The sequence below is a fragment of the Nostoc sp. JL34 genome, assembly GCF_017114945.1.
Lineage (GTDB): Bacteria > Cyanobacteriota > Cyanobacteriia > Cyanobacteriales > Nostocaceae > Nostoc.
In genome coordinates, this window is the sequence record NZ_JABXKQ010000124.1 from 134,482 (window position 1) to 153,954 (window position 19,473).

Here is a 19,473-nt window from a genome sequence, read left to right on the forward strand (position 1 = left end):
TAATATAAAAGCAGCGTTAATATCACATGCACTTCAACAGTAGGTTTAAGCATCTATTAGTGGTAATTAGTAATTGGTACTTAGCACGAACAAGTAATAAAAAATTTTCGGTGCTGACTCTCAACAATAATTGATGTATTAGAACTAATTCCTTTTAGCGCTATCCATTACTAGTCATAATAACAACATAGTATCTGATGAATCAACGTTCAAATTTTCTTCAAGGATTTAATTTTCTAATTGTCATTGCTAACATTTTTTTAGTGTTATTAGCTACACTTTATCCATTTAATTTTTCCATACCAGATAGTTTTTCTCCACCAGATTTTTTTGCCAGTTTTAACAACTCTAGTAATTTTCAAGATCAGGTAAATAATTTTTTGTTGTTTATGCCTTTAGGTTTTGGCTTCACTAGACTCTTGCAGAAACGAAGGATAAAAACAAAAGTACAAATTTTTATAGTTATCTTGGTGAGTGCTGGCTTATCTTTGACAGTTGAAGTCTTGCAAGTATTCCTCCCATCAAGAATGCCTACACCATCAGATATTTTGAACAATACTATCGGTGGATTTATTGGTTTGATTTGCTTTTATCTATTGAATAGTCAAACCTTTAATAATACTGTTGCACAGATAGAAAACAGTAAAGTTAGCCGATCAATTAAACAGATAGTAGTATTTTGTATTGGATATATATTTTTAACATTTCTGATTTCGCTCTTGTGGCAGAATACGATAAATTTGAGCAATTGGGATGCAAATTATCCACTGCTAATTGGCAACGAAGAGACGAGGGATAGACCTTGGCAAGGATACATGTCTGAAATTTATATTGCTGATCGAGCCATCTCACAGAATGAGATAGCACAAGGATTAGCTGATTCAAGTTACTTTAATAACCTTGGTAATTCTCTAGTAGCTAATTATCACTTAAAGGGAAAATGTTGCTATAAAGAACAGACTAAACAATTGCCAGAACTATTGTGGCAAGGACAGCCCTCAGATATACAAGAAGGTAAAGGTGTTTTTTTGAGTTCTAGTCATTGGCTACAAACAGCTACTCCTGTCGCGTCTCTCAGTCAAAGAATCAGTAAAACATCTGAATTTACACTCAGCACTACCCTTGCCACTGCCAACTCAGAGCAGTTTGGCCCTGCCCGCATTATTTCCATTTCCGGCGATTCTCTACATCGCAATTTGACGTTGGGACAGCAGGGAAATAACTTAGATTTTCGATTGCGAACGCCGATGACTGGAGAAAATGGGGCAGATTTAACGTTAAATATACCTAATATTTTTACAGACAATAACCCTCACCATATAATTATCACTTATTCCAGGGCAACTATCCAAATATATGTAGATAATTTGCAGAATTTTTACTCCTTGAATTTATTGGAATTGATGCCCAAAAATCAGAGGATTTTTTACTATGCACTAACTTTTATTCCTTTAGGATTTTGCTTAACAATATTAACTCTTCTAGCAAAAAGAAGAGTGATACTTTCTAAGTTTTTGATTGCTGGAGGGATATTAATACCTTCTCTAATATTGGAAGGTATTTTAGTAAGTGAGAGTGGTAAAAACCTCAGTCTAAAAACCCTATTACTGGGTATGTTATTTACAGGAGGAACTATGTTGATTTTGAGAGCGCGGGCTGCTCAATTAAAAATGAGAAATTAACAATTTTTAATTTTCGTTACCCTTGCTCAATTGGGTGCAATTCCAAACTCATTTATCTCTCCCCTAGCTGGACAGTACTTTCAGGCTTTGATGCCAATCACACTACTCAATCGCTACTCAGTAGAACGTTTAGCAAGTCTAGTCCGCAAGAAACGAGGCAGCAAAAGACTGCGAGAGACAGCATTGGAAGATTGCCCAGTTTGGTAGTGTCAGCCCGTCCACTCTTTTACGAGTAGAGGGTGGAAGGATGCGTGATATGGAAAACTTTTTAGCTTTGATCAACTGGTTAAGCTGCTCATTTCATTCCTCCTTCTACTGTTCGGGGATACGGTACACAGTTTGAAGATGCAGGTTTTTATCTTTACAAGGGCAGGAACTAGGAAGCGAAGAAAAGTGGCTTAGTCAGTTATCATTTCGTAGGTTAATTGGGCGGATGTCGCGGATCTTGAGGGTTCTTTTGCCTGCGTTATCGTCGTCATCAATCGTGACTAGGTATTTCACGACCGTATGGTTTGCATTTCCACCAGTCACGGTGACAACAAATGCTGAGTAACTGTTAGTGTTTGTGCCACAACCACTTCGGTCATGAAAGGTTTGATTCCATTCACCAATATGGACACCCTCGCCTCGTGGCTCATCACCACTTTGTTTAATTTCATTGAGGAGAGCTACTTTCAGTTGAGAAAGCTTTGATTTTTTATCAGCAAGCATAAGTTTAAGAAACTTATCGCGATTAAACTGGTCAAGGTTGCCGCCGTTGCTGCATTTATCTTCGTAGTTGGCGTCAGCTGAATTTGGGCTGGTCATCACCAGTGCTGGGATCTTGGGAGACTGAGCGGCGTGCCCAGAAGTTGTCGCTAGTGCAAGAACACATAAAGTAAAAAAACCAAAGCGCATTCAATTCTCCGAGCGTGAATTAGTTTGTCCAATCAAGATTAACTGCAACGGACACTAAAGGACAGGGTTTGCCCGATAAGCGTATGCAGCGAAGGGGTGAAATCACCCACGAGAATACTCCGATTGGGGCTAACAAGTGACGAAATGGAGATTTTCTACCCTGACAGAGGGGGAAGGTAAAACTTTGCATTTATCAGGGGTGGTTTAATCTTATCCTCCCCAGATAATCCAACCAACTCCCCAGATAACAAAAATTACTAGAGTGAATACAAAGATTTAACCCACTCCCATTCCTCTGTCAAACCCTCTCTCAGAGAGACTTGCGGCTCATATCCCAGAATTTTATGCGCTTTAGATACATCAGCCTCGGTGTGACGGGCGTCTCCCATCGCCTTTTCTATGTGGTTTCTTTTGATTGCTTTCCCAACAATTTCTTCAATCGTATCCAATACTTCTGCTAAAACCACTCTACTACCACCACCGATATTAAAGATTTCTCCCACTGCTTGGGGTGCAGTGGCGGCGGCTAAATTGGCGGCGATGATATCACTAACAAACGTAAACTCCCGCGTTTGCTGGCCATCGCCGTAAATAGGAATTGCCTCATCTTGCAAAATGGATTTAAAGAACTTATGAAATGCCATATCTGGGCGCTGTTTGGGGCCATAAACTGTGAAATAGCGCAATGTCACACAAGGCACGCCAAAGTTTTTGTGATACAGTTCACACAAAAACTCCGCTGCTAGCTTAGTAATGCCGTAAGGAGAAACTGGTTGAGGATAAACTCCTTCGTGGGTAGGTAATGTTTCCGCATCACCATATACACTCGATGAAGAGGCAAACACTAACCTTTTCAGGTGTTTAGCATCCTTAGCTGCTTCTAGTAAAACTTGTGTAGCATTAATATTCCGTTCTGTGTAACCTCGAAAAGCTTGCCCCCAACTTGCTCTAACACCTGCTTGTGCCGCTTGGTGGTAAACTACATCAACATCTTTTAGGAGTTTCTGCCAATCTAAAAACTGAATATCTCCTTCAATTAATGTAAAGCCAGGTGACCGATGGATGTGTGCAACATTGTTACGCTTTAACATAGGATCGTAGTAATCATTGAATTCATCAATCCCAATCACTTCGTTTCCTTGTTGCAGCAATATTTCTGCAAGATAAGAACCAATAAAGCCGGCGGCTCCAGTAACGATAATTTTAGCCATGCTGCCTATTTTTTTATATCCTGATTAGTCTCTATATTCACAAGTTAATAATTATAATCAATAATGAGTTATTAGTTGGAAAAGATTATCCATTATTTGAGGATTTTCCACATAATAGATGATTAGAGGAATGTACTTGTATTTAAGATATATTATTAAATTTATTTAGTAACTACTAACAATCAAAATTATCAATTAACTAATTAGGAAAATTTAATTCTCAGAATAAATACAGTTGAGATTCAATAGCTAAAACAGGTCAGCAGATCGGAATAATATAAAGTTAGACATGCATAATAAAGTATTTTTTATATATCTATATGGATTTATGTCTATATACTTAATTATAAGAGACTTGCACAAGTGTGAGAATAGATGAAAAAATTGATCCGCGAGAGCCACTAAGGTATTCTCGTTTGGCAAGCAACGCACGAGGAAATCTGTGAAAGTTTTAGTTGTAGGTAATGGGGGGCGCGAACACGCTCTGGCATGGAAACTGTTGCAATCTAAGCAAATTGAGCAAGTTATCTGTGTACCGGGGAATGGGGGCACAGCAAGTATGGAACGTTGCCAGAACTTGCCCCTGCCTGTAGATGATTTTGAGGGCATGAGCCGATATGCTCTAGAACATGGCATAACTCTGGTAATAGTTGGGCCAGAAGTCCCCTTGGCGAATGGAATCACAGATTACCTCCAAGATAAAGGATTGATGGTATTTGGCCCAGTCAGAGCGGGAGCGCAAATTGAGGCGAGTAAAGCTTGGGCAAAAGCCCTGATGCAAGAAGCAGGAATTCCGACGGCGCGGGCTGCGGTATTTACGGAGGCTGCGGCAGCAAAATCTTACGTCAAATCTCAGGGAGCGCCAATTGTTGTCAAAGCTGACGGCTTGGCGGCTGGTAAGGGTGTAACGGTGGCTGAAACAGTTACACAGGCAGAAAGTGCCATTGATGCAATTTTTCAGGGACAATTTGGTAGTGCTGGTAAATTTGTCGTCATTGAAGAATGTTTGATTGGGCAAGAGGTGTCAGTTTTAGCGTTGACCGATGGGTTAACAATTAGACCCTTGTTGCCAGCTCAAGACCATAAGCGGGTTGGTGACGGCGATACGGGGGAAAATACTGGCGGAATGGGAGCATACAGCCCAGCACCCATTGCTACGCCAGAGTTGATGGCACGCATTCAAACAGAAGTCTTAGAAAGAGCGATCGCCACCTTAAGAGCTAAAGGCATTGATTACCAAGGGGTGTTGTATGCTGGGTTAATGATTGCACCCGATGGCGACTTGAAGGTTTTGGAATTTAACTGTCGCTTTGGCGATCCCGAAACCCAGGTGATTTTGCCACTGTTAGAAACACCCCTAGAAGAGTTAATTCTAGCCTGCGTACAGCAACGCTTAAGTGAATTGCCGCCCATTGCTTGGAAAGGGGGAGCATCTGCTACTGTGGTTGCCGCTTCCGGTGGTTATCCAGGAGAATATGAGAAGGGGCAAGTGATTACTGGCATTGAAGAGGCAGAAGCAGCAGGAGCAACTGTATTTCATGCAGGTACAAAATTGAACCAGCAACAAGAAATAGTCACAGATGGGGGTCGAGTATTAAATGTGACGGGAATCGGAGAAAATTTTGAGCAAGCGATCGCCCAAGCCTACGCTAGTATCAAACATATTCAGTTTCAGGGGATGTATTACCGGAGAGATATTGGGCATAGAGTTAGGAGTTAGGAGTTTGGAGTTATTCACCATGCCCAATGCCCCATTCCCTCTTTCTCTAACATATTTGTCAAATTAACTGTTAATTTTTAAGTTGTTGGGCTTTATAACAAAGACTACTAACAACTTTATTTAAGATGCTAAGTCTGTTAAAAACAATTCGAGATGCGATCGCAAGTTGGTGGTCGGAGTTCACTCTCCAGACTAAACTGCTGGCTGTGGCCACAATGGTAGTTTCGTTGGTGATGAGTGGTTTGACCTTCTGGGCTGTAAATACAATTCAGCAGGATGCGCGGATGAATGACACCCGCTTTGGTCGTGATTTGGGGCTGCTGCTTGCTGCCAACGTTGCCCCCTTAATCGCTGACAATAATCTCACTGAGGTTGCCCAATTTTCCCAACGCTTTTATAGCAGCACCTCTAGTGTGCGTTATATGCTTTACGCTGACGAAAACGGGGAAATCTTTTTTGGCATACCTTTTTGGGAAGCTGAGGTAGAAAATTCCCTCACCATTAAACGGCGGATACAACTGCCAGAAGATTACCCTGGCGATGGGGAAAAACCGATGGTGCGGCAACACACAACCCCAGATGGGATAGTTACCGATGTATTTATTCCCCTGATTGTCAATAAAAAATACTTAGGTGTATTAGCGATCGGGATCAACCCCAATCAGACCGCTATTATCTCCACCAATTTTACCCGCGATGTCACCATTGCCGTTTTTATCACAATTTGGGTAATGGTGATTTTGGCAGGAGTGATTAACGCCTTGACCATCACCAAGCCCATTAAAGAACTGCTAGTGGGAGTAAAGCAAATTGCTACCGGGAATTTTAAGCAGCGCATTAATTTACCTTTAGGGGGCGAACTAGGGGAATTAATTTTAAGTTTTAATGAAATGGCAGAGCGATTAGAGCGCTATGAAGAACAGAATATTGAGGAACTGACCGCAGAAAAAGCCAAACTAGAAACCCTAGTTTCCACGATCGCAGATGGGGCTGTATTGATTGATAACAACATGCAGGTGATTTTAGTCAACCCCACAGCAAAGCGAATTTTTGGCTGGGAAGCCGCTGATGTGGTAGGTTGCAATGTCTTACATCACTTACCAGCATCAGTACAAACCGAAATTACCCGTCCCTTGTACGAAATGGCAGCAGGCGAATGCGAAAGCGCCGAATTCCGAATTTTTATTAACCAACCCATCCCACGGACGATCCGCATTCTCTTGACTACAGTACTCAACTTGCAAAGAGAAAGCATCAAAGGTATTGCGATTACTATTCAAGATATAACCCGTGAGGTCGAACTAAACGATGCAAAAAGTCAATTTATCAGCAACGTTTCTCACGAACTGCGAACGCCTCTATTCAACATTAAAACTTATATTGAAACCCTGCACGACTACGGCGAAGACTTAGCTTTACAAGAACGCCAAGAGTTTCTGCAAACAGTCAACCATGAAACCGATCGCCTAACCCGCCTAGTTAACGATGTTTTGGATTTGTCAAAACTCGAATCTGGTCGTAGCTACAGCTTCGATGGCGTAGATTTAGCCCAAGCGATCGAGCAAACCCTGCGTACTTACCAACTCAATGCAAAAGATAAAGGTGTTGAACTTGTTCAGGAAGTTGCCCCTAATTTGCCGCTAGTATTAGGTAATTACGATCTATTAGTACAAGTGTTTGGCAACCTAATTGGTAATGCGCTTAAATTCACCAAAGCCGGTGGTAAAGTAGCAATCCGCGCCTACCAACTAGATTTCAAACCCAGTCACACCGAATCTGCACCAGTGCGGATTGAAATTTCCGATACAGGAATTGGCATCGCTACAGAAGATCAACACTCAATTTTTGAACGCTTCTTCCGCGTAGAAAACCGAGTTCACACCCTAGAAGGCACGGGTTTAGGTTTATCGATTGTTAGAAATATCATCGACAGACATCGTAGTAAAGTTCATCTCGTGAGTGAAGTCGGCATTGGGACAACTTTTTGGTTCGACTTAGCCGCCTTTGAAGAAAAAGCGCCACCGATACAAGTTGAACCTATTGCAGAGGCATCCAAAATCACCACAGCTTGAAGATTAGGGATTGGAGATTGGACATGGAAAAGAGACAAGGTAGACAAGGAAGAGGGGGAGACAAGAAAGAGACTTATTGAATAATTCCTCCTTGTCTCCCTCATCTCTCTCATCTCTCTCTGCTTCCCTTACTCCTCACTTCCCAGGAAAAACAAATCAAGATGTTGAAATAACGAATACTAAACAGACCAACAATAAACCTAATAGCAACAGCAAAACCTGATTGCGTTTTACCCAACTTTTCACAGTTACAGCAAAACTGTTAGTGTAACGCTGCTGTTCCAACTCTAATTTTGTCTCTTCAATATTTTGGTAGAGGGTACAGTCTTTGGCGTAGGGACGTTTAGGAAAATTGCAAGTATCATCAGCGTGATAGGTGCAGGTGTCGCACAGATACCCGTCCCCAGTGGCGCGGTGCAATGGAATACCGGGATGACCGTAAGCTTTGAGTGTAGTCCGACAATAGGGACAACTAATAGCTTGACTATCAACGAGTTGATGGCAGTGGGGACAAGATACAGTAGCCAAAACCTTTAGCGCAAATAGGTAAACACTTTGATTCTAGCCATTTACAAGGGTAATGAGGAAATACATACCTAGCTTGTTACTTTTGATTATGGCTAGTTCTCAGAATTGGTTATTTTATCAGCAAAAGTACTACTTTTATGATGATTATTTATATCTTTCTAAGTGATTTATATCACTCAACATAATTAAGGTTATGCAATAATCTAGCAACTATCAGGTTTTGTCCCAAGTCAAATAATTATTTAGAGGTAGAAAAATATTGCCTTTTAATCCTGAGATGTGCCGTAACGAAAGCGAAGTTGAAAGCAAACTCATAGTGCAATATTTGCTACCACAGCTAGGTTATACTCCTGACACCTGGCATCAAGAGGTTGCCATTGGTAGCATCCGCTTAGATTTCTTGGCATTTGCTGCCCAAGTGATTCCCTTTGTCTTAGATGCCAACTCACCGCTGAGTGTCGTCATGGAGGCAAAGCATCCCAAACAAAATTTAAATAATCATGTTCCCCGACTCAGGCATTATTTAACCAGCTTGAATGTCAGGTATGGATTGTTGACTAATGGCAAAGAGATTAGAATTTATCAAAAATTACAGACTGATATTCAGTTAATATTTCAATGTTCTGGCAAAGAAGTTGAAATTAAGTTAGATCAAATTAAAAGTTTAATTGGTAGAGAGAGTCTTAAAGAAGGACAGCTAGTAAATAAGCCAGAAGTCCAAATAACTGAAAATAATTCCAAATTTGAAACCAAAAGGGAAAATTCAATGAAAACAATCGCGGTTTACCATAATAAAGGTGGCGTTGGTAAAACAACAACTGTAGTTAATTTAGCTGCTGCTATTAGAAAGAAGGGGAAAAGAGTTCTAGTTATTGATTTAGATAGTCAAGCCAATACTACATTTGCTACTGGTTTAGTCAAATTTGATGATGAAGAGTTTGATGATATCAAAGATTCTAATATTCGTCATATTTTGCAATCAGAAGATTTTTTTCCTATAAATCAAGTCGCCAGAAAATCCCAATTCACAAATCCAGAAATTAGCGTTGTTCCTTCTCATATTAGTTTGATGAATTATGAAAATGAGTTAATTCAGCAAGAAGATAGTAAAATGATGCTTGCTCAAAAACTAGATGCAGTGGCAGAAGAATATGATGTAGTATTGATTGATACTCCTCCTTCATTAAATCTGTACGCTAGAATTGCTCTAATTACTGCTGACTATCTTATTATTCCTTCTGATCTCAAACCATTCGCTAATCAAGGACTAATAAACGTTAGGGAATTTCTCAAAAAGATAAATGGATTTAGAAAACAAATAAGAAAGCCTCAAATTGAAGTTTTAGGTGTATTAGCTTGCAAAATATCTACTAATAACCAGTTTGTTAAACATACTTTACCCAAACGACTTGAAGCTATTCCAAAACGGTATGATTTTGAGATGATGAATACGGTAATTTATGATAGAGATGACCTGGCAAAATGTGCTGAGAGGTTTCTTCTTATAGGAGAGATGGAGGTGGCTGATCCTATTTCTGTGCTTGATTTTAAGCCAGATTCAACTGCTGCACAAGAATTTGAATTATTAGCAATAGAAGTTTTACAAAAAATAGGGTTGAATTAATGAAATTATCTACATCACTTGTTGCTATCAAGAAAATTACTTCTACTGTACCTCGATCAAGTTTTGGAGATGATGAACTAGAACAGGCAGCAAATCTTATTTTAGAAGCGGCGGGAGTTATTAACCCTATAGTTATTCGTCGCTCAAGTATCAATTCCTTTGAGGTAGTTGATGGACACTTTGAATATCATGCTGCTGCTAGAGCTAGAGAGATAGAGCCTCATAAAGGCGAAATGATTGGAGCAATTATTATTGAGTCTGAAAATGAGGAGACTTTAACAAAGCAAGTTCAATTATTTAGACAACAAAAAGCTGATTCTTCAGAAAAAACATCTCTACAATCAAAAGATATAGAACAATTTTTAATAAATTTGGAATCACGTTTTGAAAAGATAACGAACCAAATATTAGAGCAAGCAACTACTAATGCAAAGTTAGAAAATGAAGTTAAAGAGCTTAAAAAGCAGATGGCTGATAAGACTGAACCAATAGAAGTTTTTAAAACACTTAGTCAAGTTAAAATTGTCTCAAAATTACAAAATGCTGGTTTTAATCAAAAAAAAGCTTCTCAAATAGCAGAAATAGTAGAAAATGAGCGCAATAAGAAACAATTTCAATCATTGAATGATGTAGTAGAAAGGGTTAAAATCCCGCGTGGTAAAGGGATGGTTAAAGCTATAAGTATTGAAAAAATGCTCGAAATAGTTGATCGGTGGTCAGAAAATAATTGACTAAAGAAATTAGTAAAGTACATTAATGCAGCTAGTAGGTTGGGTTGAACGAAGTGAAACCCAACAATTAACGCTTAATATTGGGTTTCGTTCTTTAACCCAACCTACACAGCTTTTCCAAATAACATCAAAAGTAAGTTGCACAATATGTTAATGTCAATGTCTAACCCCGCACCTGTCGCAGTGCATTAAACGCCTTACCTCGCAACCTAACTGGTAACAACGATAAACCTAAACCAGTCCAAGCTTTAGCAGTCGAAAAAGACTGTCCCGCCAAAACTAGCTCTCTGCCTTTTTGCGTTTCACCCTTTTCAATTAAACGCAAACCTAATAATAATTGTGTTTCAGTTAAACGATTTTTCCTGACTTTCTCTAATTTCTCCGACTCAAACTTATAACTTTCTAAATACCGGATTTTATCAAATAAATAAGGAATAGCTCGATTGATACCTTGCTGCTCTGCATGGTAGCGATATTCCATCAATAATTTTGGTAAGTAATAGCCCTTTTTTCCAGCCAAAGCCAGACGCACAAATAAATCATTATCCTCACAATTTTGCAGATTTGGCTGCATATATCCTAATTCTTGCAAAGTTTTACGGCGAAATAATGTCGCTCCAACTTGAAAACTTTGCTGAATAAATACGACTTCCAACAAATTATTTACAACACCTGCGGGTAACTTCTTCCTACCCCAGCGATGAGTATTTTCTTGAGTTTTTGCCTCATCCCGGACATTGTTAATATCAATTATCCAATGGTCTGTACCAACAAAATCAATGCTAGAGCCTTCAGCAAGAATAGCTGCTGTATTTGCGAGAAAATCAGGTGTTAGTCGGTCGTCATCATCAAATTTAATAAAATATTCACCACTGGCAGCATCAAAGCCAGAGCGCATATTATTACTTTTACCAATATTTTGCTGATGACGGATATATTTAATCCGATTGTCTGTATATTGTGACATCAATTCGGGTGTGCGATCGCTAGAACCGTCATCACAAATAATTAGCTCAAAGTCTTGCTCAGATTGATTGAGTACACTATCAATGGCATAAGGCAGGAGATGAACGCGATTAAAAGTAGGAATGCAAACAGTAATTCTAGGCATGTTATATACTAATAACTGGAGAAAATAGAAAATTTATATCAATTGCTAATTTCACGCATCGCGCCAATAAATGCATATTTAGCGGATACTTCTTTGAAGTTTATTCATTGTTTTGTTTAAAAAATTATTAGTTTTTGCAATTATACTAAGTGGTTTTAGCTGTTTTGGTCTTTGTTCTGGCTGTTTAAGAAAACGATAGTGTAAAAACTCATTTGCATAACATATATTAACATCTTGTCCTTGACATAAGTGGGCAAAATCACGAGAAGAATAGCTCATATAATGGATGCGGTGAATTCGTTTTAAGCCATCCTGATTATAAAGAATATTATTAATATTCACGAAGGGATCTACATTGGCACAGTTACCTGTTCTATCTTCCGCATTGGGGCTAAGTGTAAAGTTAAATAGTGGGCGATCGCAGCGCAAAGTCATATAATTAAACAAAAAAGAATCATCCCACCATCCATATCCATTAATCCATTCAACTTCCCTATGAGTAATTAATCTCTCCATCATTATTTCAATTTCTTTAGCAGTAAATAACCCTCGCTTAGAACCAAAAAAGCTAGAACAATGCAGCTTAGAACGTATATCCGCTTCTGTATACAGTCCAGTTTGTTCTATAACTGAAATATTTAATGCTGCAACAGGTCTATCCTTAAGGTGTTCCCAATCATCAAAAATAAAATCGAATGTTTTTAACTTGTCAATTACATTATTGAGTGGCTTCATCGCCAAGCTATCACTATCATAAAATACAAATTTATCAAAAATCCCCTCAAAGGCAACAAACTTTCTTTGTAAATGACTTTTGTACCAGCTAGAGCGGGATAATTTTGTCTCTTTTTCTCTCGAATGAGCAGCCCAAACCTGATGAGCAAATTCTTCCCAGCGTTGAATTACGTCCCAATTATCAAACAGGATTACATTCTTTCTAGCATTAACTTCTTGCCTAACTAGGTCTAGTCGCTCATCATAGGGAATAATACAAATAGGAATATCTGCGCTAATATTCTCCTCAATGCTGTTTAGCAAAGCTACTAGTTGGTCAAACACCACATCATTCGCAAGGGTGTAAATACCGAAAGAATCCATTTTTAGAAATCCTTTTTATCTTTTGTTACCGAGAAGATTTTTGAAAAGTATTGTTGGTAAAAACAATATCTCAGAAACTTAACCTTTTAGCATCCATTCCCTCGTAGGTAAGGGGGGTTAAAAGCCTCTCCCTCCAAGGCGAGAGAGGCTTTTAAATGAATTTTTAGTATACTTCGCGACTTTTCAAACATCCTCTGAGTAGGGCATAATATTCTCGTTATTTTCTGATCTATTATTCCCAAAGAATTAATAATATACACATAATTGAAATCTGTTCAAAAGCTGATGATCTCGGAGGAGTTCTGCAACTTGGGCAGATCAAGTAGCTTTGAGATGTCTACCTGTAAGATACTGTGGTGGAATAGGCGATTGAGGTAGCAAATTCAACACTAAATTATGAGGAATACTTTCTCTTTTTGGTTGTAGACTGAGTGCTTCTTGACTCTACAGTGAATTCAGGGATTTCCTGGAGTTCAGCTTCACTCAAGCTATACTGTTCACAAACGAGACTCAGACGATTTCCTGGGGTTTTCACAGCGTTAACAGAATGGGTTAAATCACCTTGAAAATAAACTAAAGTATTTAATTGGGGCTTAATTTGCCCAAGTTGGCGTTTGTGCGATCGCAATATCAGTTCTCCTCCTTCCATATCTGCTGGGACTCGCACATAGAGGACACTGACAACCGCAGGTGGTTCAATGGTTTTGGAGTAGGAACGTAAGGAGCGATCGATATGCGGATCGACACGGGAGCCTTCTTTGAGTTGTAAAGGGTTGAGGTAAAAAGCATTACAATTCGGCTGGAGAGCCAAATCTAGGTAAGCCTTGAAATAGGGAAACTGCTGTTCTACTTTTGGTAATCCAGAACGCTGAAATACTACAGAAAATCCTTTAGTGGCGACAAAATCGCGGTTGAGGTTGTTGATAGCAAAATAAGGACAAGCTTGGATTTCTCCCCATAAGTTGTTTAGGTAATCGGTGGGGAAGGCGTTAGATTGTTGTTGATAGTGTTTCACGGTGGATGTGGGAGAAATAATACTTATAAATTGACAGAACTTAAACCTTGTCCTGGTAGTGTAGCAACATCGTGTCCGGCTAATTGCAATAAAGTCAAAACGCGCAAGTTGATATTTTCATTTAGCTTCAATTTCACGCACTTGCTTCCTTTTTATTGTCAATTGATGGGAATGCGAGAAAGCAAATCATTGTGACTCATTTAGTTAATATTCCTGAATAATGAATATGTTAATTTCTTTCTGCAATCCTGTACTTAGCGTAAAATCTGGTCAATCATCCGGTTGGCTTGCGAACTATAACCACCGCCAAATAAATTGAAGTGATTCAAAATATGATATAGGTTATAGAGCGTTTTTCTCTGTTCATAGTCTGCATCTAACGGAAATACCTCGTTGTAACCCTTATAAAACGCTGCTGGGAACCCACCAAACAATTCTGTCATGGCGATATCAACTTCTCTATCTGCAAAATAAGTTGCTGGATCAAATATCACTGGTTCTCCCAAAACAGTACACCCAGCATTTCCGCCCCATAAATCGCCATGTACTAAGGAAGGTTGCACCTGATGATCCGCTAATAGTTCAGGGATAGTTGTTAGTAACTTGTCTTGTTGGGGAAAATTAGCTCCTCGCCGCCTTGCCAATTGAAATTGATAACCCAGGCGATGTTTAATATAAAATTCTGTCCAGTCTGCTGTCCAAGTATTGATTTGGGGTGTAGAACCAATGGTGTTGTTAGTTTTCCAACCAAAACCTTGACTGCTGCTAGCTTTATGCATAGCTGCTAACTTGCGCCCCATTTCTTCCCATGAGTTGCTGTTACCACTACCAAGTTCCAACCATTCCAGGACGATGTAGCTAGAATTATCAGCAGTACCCCAGCAAATTGGTTTGGGAATGCGAATACTAGCTGTTGCTAGCATTTCCTCTAAACCCAACGCCTCAGCTTCAAACATCGCAACTTGGGATGCAAGGTTTTGCTTGACAAAGTAGGTTATCTCACCATTAGAGCCAGCATAACCTTGGTTGATGCACCCGCCACCAACCGATCGCCGTTGCTGACTCTGAAATTTTTCGCCCGTCACCTGGCTAATATGCGCGTCGATTTGAGTCCACATCATGCTATTTTGGATTTTATATTTTGGATTTTTGATTAGTAACTGGGCATTGGGTAATAGTTATTAATTATCTTCCCCATGCCCAATGCCCAATGCCCAATGCCCTATTCCAAATTTTTAATTTACGGCTTGACGAAAACTACACCATAAGCATCTGGGGAAAGATACTCTTTGGCTGCTTGCATCAAGTCAGTTGCATCTTGGCTCTGAATTATCGCTGGGTAGTTAAAGGCGGGTTCTAAATCTCCCACCAAAGATTGATAATAACCATACAACCCAGAGCGATCGCTTGGTGTTTCGTTGGCAAAAATATATCTGTTAGCTACTCTTTGCCGCACACGGGCAATTTCTGATTCTTTTACCAACTCTATTTGTATTTTGCCAATGTGTTGAGCGATCGCATCTTCTACAACTGGTAAATTTTCTACTGCACATTTAGCTGAAATATAAAATATGCCTTGCAGATGATTGCTCATGTTGCTCACAGAAATTGAAGAAACCAATTCTCGTTCTTCCCGTAAATCCCTCACCAATCTTGATGTCCGTCCCTGTCCCAAAATTGCTGCTAAAACATCCAGCCCATAGGTGCGATCTAACTGCCTCATTCCTGGAACCCGCCAAACCATCACTAGTCTTGCTTGTTGCAGACTTTCATCTGTAAATTCTCGACGGACAATTTCTGTAAATGGTGACTCAGGGCTAAGTGGGGAGTGGGGAGTGGGGAGTGGGGAATGGGGAGTTTTATTAGCTTTCGTAAATCCTTCAGCAACGGTTGCAATTAATTCTTCCACAGGTAAATTGCCCACAGCTACAGCAGTAATTGACTGGGGTTGATACCAATTAGTATGAAAATCTCGCATCTGCTGAGGTTTGAGTTCGGCAATCACCGATTCTGGCCCTAATACTGCACGGCGATAGGGTAGCTGATCAAAAGCTGTCTCCATCGCCCGCCGATATGTACGCCGCTGGGGATTATCCTCTGAACGCCTAATTTCTTCCAAAACTACCAATCGCTCACGTTCAAAGGCATCATCAGGAATACTTGCATTTGATACTACATCTATTTGTAGTGGCGCAAGATCGGCAAAATCTTTGGGTGCAGTAGTTATATAGTAATGAGTATAATCTTGGCTAGTAGCGGCATTGGTAACAGCACCCCGTTCTTCAATTCGACGTTCAAATTCGCCGCTAGCCAGTCGTTCTGTTCCTTTAAAAATCATGTGTTCTAAAAAGTGAGCCATGCCATTAATGGCATCAGGTTCTACAGCAGAGCCAACTTTAATCCATAAATTGAGGTTTACGGCTTCAACTGGCATTTGCTCGGCAATGATTGTCAAACCATTGGGCAACTGGTGCAGCGTTGGGGCATTAAGACGGGGAAATTTCCGTAGGGTTGAGGTCATTGCTACTTGTGTGTGAGGAGCGATGTTACTCTTTTATCTTATCTGCGACTGAAAATAAGCACTGCGATCGCTTTGCAAACGCCTGCCGTAGGATGCCCGTTCACGTAGTGTCTCCTTTAGGAGAAGGGCTGTAGAACGCATCAGCAACAGACGCAAAGAAGAATTTTCTCGTATCTCCACATCTCCGTATGCTGACTACTTTCTTTAGCCATGAACTCATTAATCTCGATAACACTGTAAAATTATGAATAGCAATATTAAGAATTATAAAAATAAATATCAATGTCCAGCATTTCTATTGACAAAAGTAAATCTCGTGTAGTCGTTATTGGTGCAGGAATAGGTGGACTGACTGCTGGGGCATTATTAGCTCATAGAGGTTACAGTGTCTTAATTTTGGATCAAGCCCTTGTACCAGGAGGCTGTGCTTCGACGTTTAAACGCCAAGGATTTACCTTTGATGTGGGAGCAACTCAGGTGGCGGGGTTGGAACCAGGGGGAATTCACCACCGCATTTTCTCAGAATTGTCAATAGATTTACCCCAAGCAACGCCTTGTGACCCTGCTTGTGCGGTGTATTTACCTGGGGAAAGTACACCTATCAACGTTTGGCGCGACCAAGAGAAATGGCAAGAGGAACGACAAAAACAGTTTCCTGGTAGCGAACCGTTTTGGCAGTTAATGACAACTTTATTTAATGCTAGTTGGGAATTTCAAGGACGCGATCCGGTACTACCACCGCGTAATTTATGGGATTTGTGGCAGCTAATGCAAGCGGTGCGTCCCAGTACATTAATTACCGTACCCTTCACCTTGTTTACTGTAGGAGATGCTTTACGGTTATGTGGACTGGGTAATGACCGACGACTAAGAACTTTTTTAGATTTGCAACTGAAGCTATACTCCCAAGTCAATGCAGACGAGACAGCATTACTTTATGCCGCCACAGCATTGAGTGTATCCCAATTGCCCCAAGGATTATTTCACCTCCAGGGAAGTATGCAAGTATTAAGCGATCGCCTAGTACAATCTTTAGAAAGAGATGGCGGCAAATTATTGATGCGCCACACTGTAGAACAAATCACAGTAGAAAACGGCAAAGCCAGTGCTGTTGTCATTAGAAATCAGAAAACTGGCGAAGTCTGGACAGAAGCAGCCGACCATATAGTTAGTAACGTCACCGTGCAAAACTTGGTGCAGTTATTGGGAGAACAAGCGCCATCTGGTTATAAAAACCGGGTGGAAAAACTGCTTCAAGCATCAGGCGCTTTTGTGGTGTATTTGGGTGTAGACGCCAGTGCGATTCCGGCTGGGTGTCCTCCCCACCTCCAATTTCTGTATGATGTCAATGGCCCCATCGGCGAGAATAATTCCCTATTTGTTTCTGTCAGTCACCCTGGAGATGGTCGCGCCCCGGAGGGGAAAGCGACAATTATTGCTTCTTCATTTGTCGATCCTGCACAGTGGTGGCAGACTGAAGATTATCAAGAACTAAAAGAAAAGTTTACCCTCCAAGCGATCGCACGTCTTGCTCAATACTTTTATCTCAAACCAGAAACTATTCTTTATCAAGAAGCAGCAACACCCCGCACCTTTGCCCATTTCACAGCCCGCGATCGCGGTATAGTTGGTGGTATTGGTCAAAGAATACCCACCTTTGGCCCCTTTGGCTTTGCTAACCGGACACCCATCCAGGATTTGTGGTTAGTTGGTGACTCCACCCATCCAGGGGAAGGTACTGCTGGGGTAAGTTATTCAGCGCTAACAGTAGTCAGGCAAATTGAAGCGCAACGCAAATGTAGTATTTTTTGAAAGTAAAAATATAATCCCCATAAATAAATTTAGGGGACTGGGGACTGGGGACTGGGGACTGGGGACTGGGCAAGAAATTCCTCTAAGATTTGGTTGGGGTATGAATGCCCATTCAAATCAGGAGCAACGCGAAAAAGTTAGATTATCGTGAAATGAGCAGGGGGAGGAGGGGGAGTAAAGAGAAATATTTAGAAATATTTCTAAATATTTAGTAATTTTTACGACTATTACAGATCGAAATATACTTATTTGTTTCTCTCCCCTTGCCTCCCCTGCCTCCCCTGCCTCCCCATCTCACTAGTTAGAGCATTGCTCCCATTCAAATCTTCCCATTCCCCAGTCCTCAGTCCCTAATTCAAAAATCTGAAAGTTTAAATCGAAGGTTTTGGTTCACTGCAAAAGCCGTATCTGGGTAGTCGCTAAATACGCCATCAACACCTAAACTGAAAAATAGTTCATATTCGCCTTGGGGATTTCCTTGAAAGTCCAGTGGTAAAAAGCAGTCTTCGTTGCGGAAAGTCCAAACATGAACCAGCAAACCAGCCGCATGAGCATCTGTGACTAAAGATGTAGGCGATGTCTGGCGACAAGCTGCTTTGCGTCTACGCAATTTACCATTGCTGTCTCTGGGAACCAGTAAATTTTTATGAATCCCAACCGCCTGTGCATATTTAGCAATCTCCCTTAAACCTGATGCAGTGACTAAATCTGTATATGTACGTTCGCAACCACTAACTACAAAATCATAAGGTTTACCACTGTTATTCAGCAATTGCACCAGAGGTAAATCAGTCTTTGTAGATAAATCTTGTAAATTACTCACTTCAAAAGACTGAATGAAAACAGGTGCATTAGCTCCCTGATAACCGTTGGCTGTCAAAGTTGCAAGTAGAGGTGCTTCTAGGGCTAACCCAATAGATTTAAAGTAAGTTGGGTGCTTAGTTTCTGGGTAAATACCGATAGCTCGATTAATTTCGGCACTTTTACCCTTGGCTAAATCGATGATTTCTTGGAGAGTGGGAATTTCTAATAGTCCATCATAGGCGGTGTTTTGCGATCGCAGTTGGGGAATTCGCTCTTTGGCTCGGAGTGTTTTCAGTTCTCTTAGGGTAAAGTCTTCAGTAAACCAGCCAGTTTTCGATTCGCCATCAATTATTTTGCTGGTTTGACGGTGAGCAAATTCTGGATGGCTAGCAACGTCCGTGGTTTCAGAAATCTCATTTTCGTGACGAGCAATTAAAACACCGTCTTTGGTGGAAACTAAATCAGGTTCAATATAATCAGCCCCTAGTGCGATCGCTAATTCATAGGCAGCTAAAGTATGTTCGGGACGATAACCGCTAGCACCTCGGTGGGCAATAATAATTGGAGATGCCTCTGGCAAAATTCTAGTCATTACTTTCCCCGCCTCACAAAACTGGCATAAAAGAGAAAGATACTAGCACAGAATG

At 40.4% G+C, this 19,473-nt stretch carries 16 protein-coding genes and 1 pseudogene; 6 read left to right on the forward strand and 11 right to left on the reverse strand.

Annotation, left to right across the window (positions count from 1 at the left end):
• The first annotated feature begins 197 nt into the window (after window positions 1–197).
• Window positions 198–1,682 (forward strand): VanZ family protein, encoded by a 1,485-nt coding sequence (locus HWQ44_RS22140; protein ID WP_292723084.1) that lies wholly within the window; start codon window positions 198–200, stop codon window positions 1,680–1,682.
• A gap of 402 nt (window positions 1,683–2,084) precedes the next feature.
• Here the strand turns inward: HWQ44_RS22140 and HWQ44_RS22145 are convergent, their stop codons facing one another.
• Together HWQ44_RS22145 and HWQ44_RS22150 are read right to left on the reverse strand one after the other, a co-directional pair.
• Complete coding sequence (locus tag HWQ44_RS22145) at window positions 2,085–2,579, reverse strand: hypothetical protein (protein ID WP_292723087.1); 495 nt, start codon at window positions 2,577–2,579, stop codon at window positions 2,085–2,087.
• A 257-nt stretch (window positions 2,580–2,836) separates the two neighbouring features.
• Window positions 2,837–3,790 carry an NAD-dependent epimerase/dehydratase family protein gene (locus tag HWQ44_RS22150; RefSeq protein WP_292723090.1) on the reverse strand — a complete coding sequence of 318 codons (954 nt, stop codon included), beginning with the start codon at window positions 3,788–3,790 and terminating at the stop codon, window positions 2,837–2,839.
• Between the two features lie 442 nt (window positions 3,791–4,232).
• On the opposite strand from HWQ44_RS22150, the gene purD reads away from it, so the two are divergent.
• Together purD and nblS are read left to right on the forward strand one after the other, a co-directional pair.
• Entirely contained in the window at window positions 4,233–5,510 is a 1,278-nt protein-coding gene (purD, locus tag HWQ44_RS22155; RefSeq protein WP_292723092.1) for a phosphoribosylamine--glycine ligase, read from the forward strand.
• 125 nt (window positions 5,511–5,635) lie between these two features.
• Entirely contained in the window at window positions 5,636–7,582 is a 1,947-nt protein-coding gene (nblS, locus tag HWQ44_RS22160) for a two-component system sensor histidine kinase NblS (RefSeq protein WP_292723093.1), read from the forward strand.
• A 156-nt stretch (window positions 7,583–7,738) separates the two neighbouring features.
• Here the strand turns inward: nblS and HWQ44_RS22165 are convergent, their stop codons facing one another.
• On the reverse strand, window positions 7,739–8,110 hold the full coding sequence (locus tag HWQ44_RS22165) for a zinc ribbon domain-containing protein (protein ID WP_292723096.1): 372 nt from the start codon (window positions 8,108–8,110) through the stop codon (window positions 7,739–7,741).
• Between the two features lie 259 nt (window positions 8,111–8,369).
• Here HWQ44_RS22165 and HWQ44_RS22170 point away from each other — a divergent pair, with 259 nt between their 5' ends.
• Both HWQ44_RS22170 and HWQ44_RS22175 read left to right on the forward strand, forming a co-directional pair.
• Window positions 8,370–9,734: an AAA family ATPase gene (locus tag HWQ44_RS22170; RefSeq protein WP_292723098.1), complete on the forward strand. Its 1,365-nt coding sequence runs from the start codon at window positions 8,370–8,372 to the stop codon at window positions 9,732–9,734.
• The gene (locus HWQ44_RS22175) at window positions 9,734–10,465 is read left to right on the forward strand and encodes a hypothetical protein (RefSeq protein WP_292723100.1); all 732 of its coding nucleotides are present in this window, start codon (window positions 9,734–9,736) and stop codon (window positions 10,463–10,465) included. Before HWQ44_RS22170 ends, HWQ44_RS22175 begins: the two co-directional genes overlap by 1 nt.
• A gap of 163 nt (window positions 10,466–10,628) precedes the next feature.
• Here HWQ44_RS22175 and HWQ44_RS22180 read toward each other — a convergent pair whose 3' ends face one another.
• The 7 genes and pseudogenes from HWQ44_RS22180 to HWQ44_RS22205 form a co-directional block, all read right to left on the reverse strand.
• Entirely contained in the window at window positions 10,629–11,576 is a 948-nt protein-coding gene (locus HWQ44_RS22180; RefSeq protein ID WP_292723102.1) for a glycosyltransferase, read from the reverse strand.
• A 78-nt stretch (window positions 11,577–11,654) separates the two neighbouring features.
• The gene (locus HWQ44_RS22185) at window positions 11,655–12,674 is read right to left on the reverse strand and encodes an Npun_R2821/Npun_R2822 family protein (RefSeq protein ID WP_292723103.1); all 1,020 of its coding nucleotides are present in this window, start codon (window positions 12,672–12,674) and stop codon (window positions 11,655–11,657) included.
• 324 nt (window positions 12,675–12,998) lie between these two features.
• Window positions 12,999–13,079, reverse strand: a pseudogene (locus HWQ44_RS33630) (hypothetical protein); the annotation flags it as partial.
• On the reverse strand, window positions 13,069–13,689 hold the full coding sequence (locus HWQ44_RS22190) for a 2OG-Fe(II) oxygenase (RefSeq protein WP_292723106.1): 621 nt from the start codon (window positions 13,687–13,689) through the stop codon (window positions 13,069–13,071). The pseudogene HWQ44_RS33630 and the gene HWQ44_RS22190, both read right to left, overlap by 11 nt.
• Before the next feature lie 254 nt (window positions 13,690–13,943).
• Window positions 13,944–14,807, reverse strand: coding sequence for a fructosamine kinase family protein (locus HWQ44_RS22195; protein ID WP_292723241.1), 864 nt, complete (start codon window positions 14,805–14,807; stop codon window positions 13,944–13,946).
• 122 nt (window positions 14,808–14,929) lie between these two features.
• On the reverse strand, window positions 14,930–16,210 hold the full coding sequence (locus HWQ44_RS22200) for a pitrilysin family protein (protein ID WP_292723108.1): 1,281 nt from the start codon (window positions 16,208–16,210) through the stop codon (window positions 14,930–14,932).
• 33 nt (window positions 16,211–16,243) lie between these two features.
• The gene (locus HWQ44_RS22205) at window positions 16,244–16,390 is read right to left on the reverse strand and encodes a hypothetical protein (protein WP_292723111.1); all 147 of its coding nucleotides are present in this window, start codon (window positions 16,388–16,390) and stop codon (window positions 16,244–16,246) included.
• A gap of 102 nt (window positions 16,391–16,492) precedes the next feature.
• Here HWQ44_RS22205 and crtD point away from each other — a divergent pair, with 102 nt between their 5' ends.
• Window positions 16,493–18,022, forward strand: coding sequence for a C-3',4' desaturase CrtD (gene crtD / locus HWQ44_RS22210; protein WP_292723113.1), 1,530 nt, complete (start codon window positions 16,493–16,495; stop codon window positions 18,020–18,022).
• 355 nt (window positions 18,023–18,377) lie between these two features.
• On the opposite strand, the gene HWQ44_RS22215 is transcribed toward crtD, so the two are convergent.
• A complete protein-coding gene (locus HWQ44_RS22215; RefSeq protein WP_292723115.1) occupies window positions 18,378–19,418 on the reverse strand; it encodes a glycerophosphodiester phosphodiesterase in 1,041 nt (346 codons plus the stop codon).
• Window positions 19,419–19,473: the final 55 nt, after the last annotated feature.

What these genes read in the sequence shown, in the direction of transcription:
- HWQ44_RS22195 (WP_292723241.1), bottom strand. Translation starts at nt 14,807, where the DNA reads ATGTGGACTCAAATCGACGCGCATATTAGCCAGGTGACGGGCGAAAAA.
- crtD (WP_292723113.1), top strand. Translation starts at nt 16,493, where the DNA reads ATGTCCAGCATTTCTATTGACAAAAGTAAATCTCGTGTAGTCGTTATT.
- HWQ44_RS22200 (WP_292723108.1), bottom strand. Translation starts at nt 16,210, where the DNA reads ATGACCTCAACCCTACGGAAATTTCCCCGTCTTAATGCCCCAACGCTG.
- HWQ44_RS22180 (WP_292723102.1), bottom strand. Translation starts at nt 11,576, where the DNA reads ATGCCTAGAATTACTGTTTGCATTCCTACTTTTAATCGCGTTCATCTC.
- HWQ44_RS22140 (WP_292723084.1), top strand. Translation starts at nt 198, where the DNA reads ATGAATCAACGTTCAAATTTTCTTCAAGGATTTAATTTTCTAATTGTC.
- HWQ44_RS22175 (WP_292723100.1), top strand. Translation starts at nt 9,734, where the DNA reads ATGAAATTATCTACATCACTTGTTGCTATCAAGAAAATTACTTCTACT.
- HWQ44_RS22145 (WP_292723087.1), bottom strand. Translation starts at nt 2,579, where the DNA reads ATGCGCTTTGGTTTTTTTACTTTATGTGTTCTTGCACTAGCGACAACT.
- nblS (WP_292723093.1), top strand. Translation starts at nt 5,636, where the DNA reads ATGCTAAGTCTGTTAAAAACAATTCGAGATGCGATCGCAAGTTGGTGG.
- HWQ44_RS22215 (WP_292723115.1), bottom strand. Translation starts at nt 19,418, where the DNA reads ATGACTAGAATTTTGCCAGAGGCATCTCCAATTATTATTGCCCACCGA.
- HWQ44_RS22185 (WP_292723103.1), bottom strand. Translation starts at nt 12,674, where the DNA reads ATGGATTCTTTCGGTATTTACACCCTTGCGAATGATGTGGTGTTTGAC.
- HWQ44_RS22150 (WP_292723090.1), bottom strand. Translation starts at nt 3,790, where the DNA reads ATGGCTAAAATTATCGTTACTGGAGCCGCCGGCTTTATTGGTTCTTAT.